This is a genomic window from Paenisporosarcina sp. (assembly GCF_049671445.1).
In the GTDB taxonomy this organism is placed as follows: Bacteria; Bacillota; Bacilli; order Bacillales_A; family Planococcaceae; genus Paenisporosarcina.
Genome location: NZ_JBATUX010000018.1, coordinates 62410 through 71119 on the forward strand (window position 1 = coordinate 62410; position 8710 = coordinate 71119).

At 36.0% G+C, this 8710-nt stretch carries 11 protein-coding genes and 1 other annotated feature; of the genes, 9 read left to right on the top strand and 2 right to left on the bottom strand.

The features are described from left to right. The first annotated feature begins 4 nt into the window (after window positions 1–4). The 8 genes from flhF to WBG45_RS01925 all read left to right on the top strand — a co-directional run bounded on the left by flhF (window position 5) and on the right by WBG45_RS01925 (window position 6253). The gene (gene flhF / locus WBG45_RS01890) at window positions 5–1108 is read left to right on the top strand and encodes a flagellar biosynthesis protein FlhF (RefSeq protein ID WP_424412110.1); all 1104 of its coding nucleotides are present in this window, start codon (window positions 5–7) and stop codon (window positions 1106–1108) included. Beyond that, entirely contained in the window at window positions 1101–1961 is an 861-nt protein-coding gene (locus tag WBG45_RS01895) for a MinD/ParA family protein (protein WP_024536604.1), read from the top strand. The genes flhF and WBG45_RS01895 overlap by 8 nt, the downstream gene beginning before the upstream one ends. A gap of 191 nt (window positions 1962–2152) precedes the next feature. Then, the gene (locus WBG45_RS01900) at window positions 2153–2926 is read left to right on the top strand and encodes a FliA/WhiG family RNA polymerase sigma factor (RefSeq protein WP_424412111.1); all 774 of its coding nucleotides are present in this window, start codon (window positions 2153–2155) and stop codon (window positions 2924–2926) included. Window positions 2927–2964: 38 nt separating this feature from the next. After that, window positions 2965–3450: a DUF6115 domain-containing protein gene (locus tag WBG45_RS01905; RefSeq protein WP_424412101.1), complete on the top strand. Its 486-nt coding sequence runs from the start codon at window positions 2965–2967 to the stop codon at window positions 3448–3450. A 6-nt stretch (window positions 3451–3456) separates the two neighbouring features. Continuing rightward, on the top strand, window positions 3457–3903 hold the full coding sequence (locus WBG45_RS01910; RefSeq protein WP_424412102.1) for a YaaR family protein: 447 nt from the start codon (window positions 3457–3459) through the stop codon (window positions 3901–3903). A gap of 354 nt (window positions 3904–4257) precedes the next feature. Continuing rightward, entirely contained in the window at window positions 4258–4608 is a 351-nt protein-coding gene (locus tag WBG45_RS01915) for a PilZ domain-containing protein (protein WP_424412103.1), read from the top strand. 216 nt (window positions 4609–4824) lie between these two features. Further along, window positions 4825–5373, top strand: coding sequence for a hypothetical protein (locus tag WBG45_RS01920; protein ID WP_424412104.1), 549 nt, complete (start codon window positions 4825–4827; stop codon window positions 5371–5373). A gap of 157 nt (window positions 5374–5530) precedes the next feature. Next, on the top strand, window positions 5531–6253 hold the full coding sequence (locus tag WBG45_RS01925; RefSeq protein ID WP_424412105.1) for a ZIP family metal transporter: 723 nt from the start codon (window positions 5531–5533) through the stop codon (window positions 6251–6253). Window positions 6254–6324: 71 nt separating this feature from the next. Here the strand turns inward: WBG45_RS01925 and WBG45_RS01930 are convergent, their stop codons facing one another. Next, window positions 6325–7533, bottom strand: a complete 1209-nt coding sequence (locus WBG45_RS01930; protein ID WP_424412106.1) for an MFS transporter — start codon at window positions 7531–7533, stop codon at window positions 6325–6327. 61 nt (window positions 7534–7594) lie between these two features. Continuing rightward, window positions 7595–7857: a binding site (T-box leader), on the bottom strand. An 87-nt stretch (window positions 7858–7944) separates the two neighbouring features. Between WBG45_RS01930 and WBG45_RS01935 the strand changes: the two genes are divergently transcribed. After that, a complete protein-coding gene (locus tag WBG45_RS01935; protein ID WP_424412107.1) occupies window positions 7945–8562 on the top strand; it encodes a histidine phosphatase family protein in 618 nt (205 codons plus the stop codon). 19 nt (window positions 8563–8581) lie between these two features. Here WBG45_RS01935 and WBG45_RS01940 read toward each other — a convergent pair whose 3' ends face one another. Further along, entirely contained in the window at window positions 8582–8701 is a 120-nt protein-coding gene (locus WBG45_RS01940) for a DUF5412 family protein (protein ID WP_424412112.1), read from the bottom strand. Between the last annotated feature and the right edge of the window lie 9 nt (window positions 8702–8710).

The following is an 8710-nucleotide window of genomic DNA, read 5'->3' on the forward strand; positions in this document are numbered from 1 at the left end:
ACCAATGATTAAAAGAGATTTAGGGGAAGACGCGCTTATATTGAACACAAAAAAAGTTAAAACAGGTGGTTTTTTAGGTTTTTTTAAGCAAGAAAAACTCGAGGTAATTGCAGCTGTCGAAACAAAACCAAGCGAACCCATGAGAAGTACTGAACCTAATAAAACTGAATTCCAACCTTCTGAGATGGAGGAGACTTCAGTTGATATTGAATCCGAAAATTCTCCAGTTATGAAGGATGAAAATTTGAATGAGCTTATGAGTGAATTGAAAAGCCTAAAGCAGTTCATGTTCCAAGTGATTGATGAGGATCGACTACCTGAAGCATTAAAAGCGTTGAACATAAAACTTAATGCACAAGGAATCACTGAAGAAGTCCAGTCGGAGATATTAGGAAAGTTAATGCTCATGTTAGAGCAACATCCCAATTACACGGAAGATAAATTACATGCTTTAGCTCGTAAAGAAATCATCAAATTAATTAATGCTCATAAAAAAAGACCGAGCAGAAAAAAAGTAGACATCATTTGTTTTATTGGTCCAACTGGAGTAGGGAAGACCACAACCATCGCTAAAATAGCTGCAGATTACTTGTTGAGTGAAGAGAAAAAAGTGGGACTAATTACGTCAGATACTTATCGGATAGCAGCAGTAGAGCAATTGAAAACCTATGCAGGCATTCTGAATATACCGATTCGAGTAGTCGAATCTTCAGCTGACTTAACTGTTGCCATGGACGACCTCAGCGACTGCGACATTATTTTGATGGACACTGCTGGCAGGAACTATCAACAAAAACAGTATATTGATGATCTACAGCAGATGTTGCCAGAGAAAAAGAAAATCCAAATCAACTTAGTATTGAGTCTTACTTCAAAGTATGAGGATATGAAGAAAATCATTGGTAATTTCCAAACAATCGCAATGGACCAACTAATTTTGACAAAAAAAGATGAAACTAGTTCATCAGGTGCCATCCTGAATTTGATTTATCATTATTCAATCCCGATACGTTATATTGCCAATGGCCAAAATGTTCCAGATGATATTCTTACGGTAACTCCGGAGATGATAGCGAACTTCGTATTAGGAGAAGATGAAAATGATTGATCAAGCAAAACAATTAAGAGAAAAAGTGCTACAAAAGAAATCCAAAAAAGAGCGAAGACAAACTCGAATTATTGCCGTCACAAGCGGAAAAGGTGGCGTTGGAAAATCGAATTTCGCCTTAAATTTTGCGTTAAGCCTTGCCCAACAAAACAAAAAAGTACTAATCTTTGACGTTGACTTAGGATTTGCGAATGTGGATGTGTTATTAGGTAGATCTAACAAGGAGTCCATTGCCACGATGATTGAAAAGGACTTATCTATTTGGGATATTATCGAAGAAGGTCCAAATGGATTGTTATTTATATCTGGCGGTACAGGATTCAATGATATGTTTCGATTGGATGAAACGAAAATGAATAAATTCTTTACGGAGTTAAGCACGATTCAAGGAATGGTGGATTACATTATTTTGGACACAGGTGCAGGGTTATCTTATGAAAATCTGCGTTTTATTTTAGCAGCTGATGATGTCATTTTAGTAACAACTCCAGAGCCTACTTCGATTACAGATGCTTATTCTATTGTGAAAATGGTTCATGCCAAGGATCAAAACGTACATATGAAGTTAATTATTAATCAATGCACGAGTGTAAAAGAAGGAAAACAAACAGCTGATAACTTTAAAAAAGTAACTGAGCAGTTTTTAAATAAACAGATTGGAACATTAGGATTTATCCCGAGTGATGTAAATGTGCCAAATGCAGTGAAAAAACAAGTCCCGTTTTTACTGGCATTCCCAAACTGTCATGCTTCACAGGCAATGCAAAATGTGACGAGTGAATTTTTACAGTTACCGGTTGCTTATAAGCTTGGAATCAAAGGGTTCTTATTGAAAATGCTTTTTAAAAATTAAGCTTTATTAAAGGTTGCTGTTGATGTAAGAGATGATCAAAAGAGTGCATTGCGGCAACCCAATTGGACGTTAAACAAAATACAAATCTCAAGTAACTTTATCTAGCAAGCGCCTGCCTAAGTGCTCTATCGGAGGGGCAGAAATGTGCTTTGGACTTTTCTTATAATCTATAAGTGGTGGTGAAACTCATGTTGAACAACAATAAATTGTCAAAAGAAGAACTTCATTACTGGGGAAATTGGCAAAAAATGCGCGATCCACAAGCTGGAGAATATCTAGTCGAGCGGTATCTTCCATTGGTTGACTATGTTGTTCAACGGTTTATGATCAGTTTGCCTAAAACAGTCGAAAAGGATGACATACGAAGTCTTGCATATGAAGGTCTGCTGGATGCGTTTGATAAATTCAATATCGAGCGTGATTTAATGTTTGAGACATATGCATCGTGGAGAATTAAAGGAGCAATTATTGACGGCCTTAGGCACAGTGACTGGTTACCTCGTTCTGTAAGAGAAAAAGTGAAAAAGATTGAAAAAGCTTATGCTGTTTTAGAACAGCAAAATAATTATTCAGTTACAGATGAGGAAGTTAGTGACTATCTAGGTATTACAAAAGCCGAGCTGAACAGAACAGTATCAGAGGCTGCTTTATCAACGATGACTTCTATTGATGAGTCTACTTATAACGAACATAATCAAGTAGGAAAATATAATATGGTGAATGATCATTCGGGGTCTCCAGAACGATATTTAACCGAGCAAATGACTAAAGAATCTTTAACACATGCTATAGAACGTTTGCCAGAAAAAGAAAAAATAACAATCTCATTATGTTATTTCGAGGATTTGAAGTTAACGGAAATTGCAGAAGTACTAAATGTAAGTGTTTCTCGAGTTTCTCAGCTTCATTCAAAAGCAATGTTGCGTTTGCGTGCATCAGTTCTAGCTATACATGAAAATTATTAGGTTTTTAGAAAAAGGTTCAGAAGGGTAAGGTGATACCCGTGGAATGGTTACTAATAGGATTAATTATTTTAGTGATTTTAGTGAATATAAGATCGTTTATGGTATTGTCTCAGTTTAAACAACAAAGGACTCAACTGTTGGAGGATACAGAAGCCATTCATCAAAGCATGGAAGAGTTTGTGACAAATTTAGAAAAAGAAAATGATGAACTTTATAATAAACTCATTGATTATATCAAGCGGAAAGAAAGTAAACTTGGCGAAAGAATTCTACGATTAGAAGAACAACTAGATTCTGGCATGATGAGAGTATCTACTAGTGTACATAACCTGGATAAGCAAGACGATGAGAAACAGACTAATGACATAAATTCTAATGTGGACGAGTTTGAAAATGAAAAAATATCGAAACTATATAAACAAGGTTTTTCGCCTTCACAAATAACCAAAGTTCTAAAGATGGACCAAGGAGAAGTAGAACTAGTCATCAATATGTTAAAGAAAAAGCAAAGCTATAATAAGTAAAAAGAGGTGCTTCATTTGCGTATCGAAGGGCAAACGAAATTTCCAAGCGACAGGCTTCAAAAAAGTGCTACGGAAAATAAATACACTGAATCTTTTTCAGCTGTCATAAAAAAATCACAGTCAAAATTGCAGTTGGAATCATTAAATCAATTAATGACTCGGGTGGATGCACAAGGACAGAAGCTTACGAAACAAAAAACAATAGAGAACCTCGTTGATTATAAAAATTTAGTAAAACAGTTTATTGGAGAATCATTAAGTTATGGTTTGCAATTATCCGATAAACAAAGCTTTAGTCCTAGTGGAGGTATGAAAAATCACCAATTAATTGAAGTGATTGATCAAAAACTTATTGAAATTCACGATGAAGTGTTAAATAATGAAAAGGAAGGTATTGACATTCTTCAGATGGTTGGAGAAATTAAAGGGCTGCTAATTAATTTATATATGTAATTCAATTTCATAAATGCCTTTTGATGAATGATACACACGAATATTTGAAGTGAAGTTCTTTAAATTTGTTGTAATTTCAGTCATTTGATTGGAGTGAAGGGCGGTGACTCCGGCGGGAGAAGTGTGTCCAGGTATGACCCCGCAGAGAACGAATTGTGAACAATTCGTTTGCGACGAGTAACCGCACGAGCATATGTTTTCATGCGAACGAGGAGGCACACAGACCACCCGCGGAGAGCGTCCGCCCGTAACGGAAATCGACAGAATTTCTGTTGTTAGAATGTTCGTGTTTACATTTTATGAATTATGAAATTGACTCATGTAATTAGTGTTTTAAGTAAGGGGGGGAACGTAATGAGCGAAAATCGTCGCGAGTTTTTTCGAGTGAATTTTCAACGATCGTTAAGCGGACAGCTATTAGTACATGGTGGAGAGTCAATGTTCTTAAGTATTGATAACCTTAGTGTAAAAGGATTGGGCTTTTCTTCATCAATCGAGATTCCGCTACATGCTAGAGTGGAATGTCGTTTTGAGATTATAGATACCCCTTTTCAAATGGTGGGTTCTATTATTCGAAAATCTAGAAAAACTGATGAAATTGAATACGGAATTGATTTTGAAGTTGATAAAGAAAAATCTTCACTATTATTTAAGCAGTTAAATACTTATCAAATTCGCCAAAGAAGAGCAAGTTATGTTGATTAATTAGATTATCCACATGTTTTTCCAAATAGCTGGCTTGTAGAAACTTACACCTTTAAGATACGTATATCTTAATAGGTGTTTTTTTATGAAAGGAAAATATGTTTTTAGGTAATGATTTACAAGTTTAAGATTTTCTTTTACAATGAAATCAGAAACTTACATATTTTGGTTTTTAGCGAGCTTTAAAAATCAAGACTTATAATGAGGAGAAATTGTATGAACAATAAAGGTAGAAGTGAATTTTGGATTTTTTCATTACTTTTATTAATTATAGCCCCATTTGTGATGCTGCTGACACCCATGGTTGTTGCAGTTACAATTTCGGACACACCTGATAAAATTGTTTTTATTCCAAAGGGCACAAGTATGGTGCTGTATGGTTTAGCATTTACAGTTGTTATCGCTGTACTATGTGCTATGTATTTTTCAAAATCTAAAATGCTTAATATTATAACAGGGATCATGGCAGTAGCTGGGTTTTTCATCATTTTCAGCTTAGGTGTTCAAAACTACGTTTATCTCCATGAGGATTTTATCAAAAATAATTCAATCCTGGGTTCAAAGGTCGAATATCAATGGACTGACCTAGCGAAAGTGACGCACGAATTATACGACGAAGAGAAAGACCGTGATGAAAAATATATTTTCGTATTTGACGATGGCTATACTTTTGAATTTATTGGATCGGGAATAGTGGATTCAAAGGCGAAAAGTAAGATTTATCAAAAGGTAATGAAGCTGGAAGTGCCTTTTGATGAGTATTAAGAGGAGGTACCCTTATGGGAGCCTGCTTTTTTTATGCTTTTTTTACAAACATCTAATCATAGAAGTTTAGATGGCAAAACTCATGTATGGGAGTCTTTCATAAATCCACATGAAAACCCATATAACCATAGAGACAAACATCATAAGGGTGGTTAACATGTCTTCAATATGGGTGGTTGGGTATTTATGTACTGCGTTAGGTTTTGCTATCGGAGGTGTTATTGCCTGGATATTAAGAGGGTTTCAGAAGAGAATAGATACCGTTTACAGTATTTGTGCAGGATTAATTCTGGGTTTAATTAGTTTTGAAATTGCTCCTGAAGCAATCGATATAGGCAATTGGTTTACATTTATTTCGGGATTTTTAATAGGTGTTACTCTGTTCAAGTTCATACATAAATCGTTTAAGTATCAAGTAGAACTTACAGAAAGGAAAGAAAAGCTTTGCCCCTTATATACTGGAGCGATGTTAATGTTAAGCATTGCACTTCATAACCTCCCAATAGGAATCACTTTAGGTTCTAATCAAGACTCCAAATTAGACATGTCCATCCTTCAAACAATATTTCTTCATAATGTTCCTGAAGGCATCATCGTATTTACTCCTTTGTTTATCGCGGGTCTTGGCATCTGGACTGTGATTTTATTTTCTCTTATAGTTGCTTTACCTGTAGGGGCAGGTGCATATTTCGGGAGTTTTTTAGGAATTGATGATCCTATTTTCTGGTCGGTTTTTATCAGTTTATCAATTGGAATGATTTATATGGTGACGGTTAAAGAAATTCTGACTGACTCGATTAAAAATTCTAGTTCAACAAGAGTTTTCATGCTTGCAGTGATTGGTTTTGTTGTAATTGGATCATATCTAGCTCTTATTTAATCACCACCAAACCCCTAGCTGACAGCAAGAATTCAGCGAGGGGTTTCAAAGAGATTTTGTAAATAACAGTTTTAACCTTTGGCAATTTTATAGGCTGCTAATCGGGTGACTATGACAATGAGCAAGATTGCAACAATCAACATGAGAATGGAACCACTGATTACGACTTCTTGTATTGAAAACCATTGTGCTGCTAACCCCATAATTAAGACGACAAATAGCTGTATCGTATGAGCAATCATCCCATACAAACTCGAGATTCTCCCCATCATGTCTATTGGAATATTCTCTTGTATAAATGTCATGAAACCAGTGTTTGCGAGTGAAAGAAAGCAGGCTAGAATAAAACAACCGATGCTTGCCATCATATAAGTTGTTGAAAAACTATAAATGACATACCCAATTGCCACGAAAGTAGTGCCACTACACATCATTTGTTTTGCAGTAGAATATTTAACGATAACATTCGTACAAATGGAACCAATCAAAAAACCTATTCCTGCAATACTAACGAGTGAACCGTACGCTGCATCTGTAAGATGAAGAACTTCCTTCGAAAACGCTACTTCCATCGAATCAAGGGCAGCTGTCAACAACATAACTCCTTGAAAGACCATATAGACAATTACAAAAGGAAACGCAACCTTACTAAAACGCCAAACTAAATGCCAATCTGAACGAATGTTACTATAGGTTATTTTAGAATTACTTGTAGAATTGCCATGGACTAAGTTTGGTAGTAAGTATGTTAAACCGGCTGACAATAAGAAGGCACCGACATTCACAAACAACGCCATCTCAAGAGAACCAACCATAAATAATATCCCCGCTAGTGCCGGTCCCATAATAAAAGCTCCCGAATGAACAAAACTAAGCAGTGCATTGAATCGTTTACGACTATGTTCAGGTAATAGCAATGTCATGTACGTAAAAGAGGCAGGATCAAACATCGCACTGGCCATTTGAATAAACAATACAAGTGTATAGATAAACCATATGGAATCTAAAAATGGAATGCTTACAATTAACAACGCCCTTATCACATCTAAGGAAATCATCAAATGCTTCGTGGAAGATCGGTCGATTACACTACCAGCCCATAACCCAACAAACATACGTGCAAATGGTTTTATCATATATAGTCCTGCGACTGCTAATGCAGAACCTGTCATTTCTAAGACAACCAAGTTAATAGCCAACAAATAGACCCATTGACCAGTATTAGCAATTCCTACTGCGCTTAAATAAAAGCTTGGATACTTCCATTTAGATAATTTCATCCGTTATCCCTCCGACATGTTTTTTAGCAAAATAAAAAATCCCACCTCCAAGACGTTTTGTCTTGGGGACGAGATTAACATGTCGTGGTACCACCCCAGTTTGTTCTAATGTCACCATCAAAACCTTTTCAAGTACTGCAAAATAGTCATGCTTATACTTTAGCTTGATAACGGGAGCATCCGTCACACCATCTACCCATCCTTGAAGGGATCCAATGTGAAGCTCAGAGTCTTGTTTCAATCAGTGAATGCTTACCCCTTTTCAGCTAACAGGGCTCTCTATTAAAGTATCAGGTGATTTACTGTTCTCTTCATTGCTTTTAATTTTGGTTATCATACCATAAAATGTATTGTAAAGAAATAACATTAATGCAACAATCTACTTAAGAATATTTCTCGGAGGGATATTGTATGGAATTACTCATTATTAGACATGGAGAATCGGAAGCTGATTTATTAGGTGTACATGAAGGCAGGGCTGACTTTCCATTAACGGAGTTAGGGGAGAAGCAAGCGAAAAGGATGGCAGCATACATAGAACAACATTATCCACCAAATATCATCCTTTCCAGTCCTTTAATCAGAGCTAATCGAACAGCCAAAATACTGGAAGAGTCAATTGGCTGTGAATTAATCATAGAACAAGATTTAATGGAATTTAACAATGGCGTACTTGCCGGATTATCAAGAGAAGAAGCGGCTATTAAATATCCATTACCAAAAGACGGAAGACCGGCTCATATTCCCATTCAAGATGGCGAATCAGATTTAGAATTCCGCTTCAGAACCGATAATATTTTTCACAAAGTCTTTTTTGACTATCAAGAATATGAGAGGGTAGCCATTGTATCTCACGGAGGAACGATTTCGAATTTACTCAAAGCCTTTCTCAAACAACCAATGAATAATGAATTTATATTTGCGACGGGTGATACAGGAATTCATTTACTAGAAATCAAAGGGAACCATCGAATCATCAGGTTCCTAAACAAGCAGGAACATCTTCATAAGGAAGAAGATAAGGACTAAGTTGATGTTCTCTTAGTCCTCAGTCTTTTCTATAGTCATACGTATCTGTGCGAACATCAAGCTCTATTCCGTTTATGGAAACAACATGTTCATTAATCCACTCGATTTCACCTTTTTCCGTACGGTACTCCCAATACAAATTCCGTTT

Coding starts and splice junctions, on each gene's coding strand:
- flhF (WP_424412110.1), top strand. CDS start 5: ATGATTAAAAGAGATTTAGGGGAAGACGCGCTTATATTGAACACAAAA.
- WBG45_RS01895 (WP_024536604.1), top strand. CDS start 1,101: ATGATTGATCAAGCAAAACAATTAAGAGAAAAAGTGCTACAAAAGAAA.
- WBG45_RS01915 (WP_424412103.1), top strand. CDS start 4,258: ATGAGCGAAAATCGTCGCGAGTTTTTTCGAGTGAATTTTCAACGATCG.
- WBG45_RS01920 (WP_424412104.1), top strand. CDS start 4,825: ATGAACAATAAAGGTAGAAGTGAATTTTGGATTTTTTCATTACTTTTA.
- WBG45_RS01925 (WP_424412105.1), top strand. CDS start 5,531: ATGTCTTCAATATGGGTGGTTGGGTATTTATGTACTGCGTTAGGTTTT.
- WBG45_RS01930 (WP_424412106.1), bottom strand. CDS start 7,533: ATGAAATTATCTAAATGGAAGTATCCAAGCTTTTATTTAAGCGCAGTA.
- WBG45_RS01935 (WP_424412107.1), top strand. CDS start 7,945: ATGGAATTACTCATTATTAGACATGGAGAATCGGAAGCTGATTTATTA.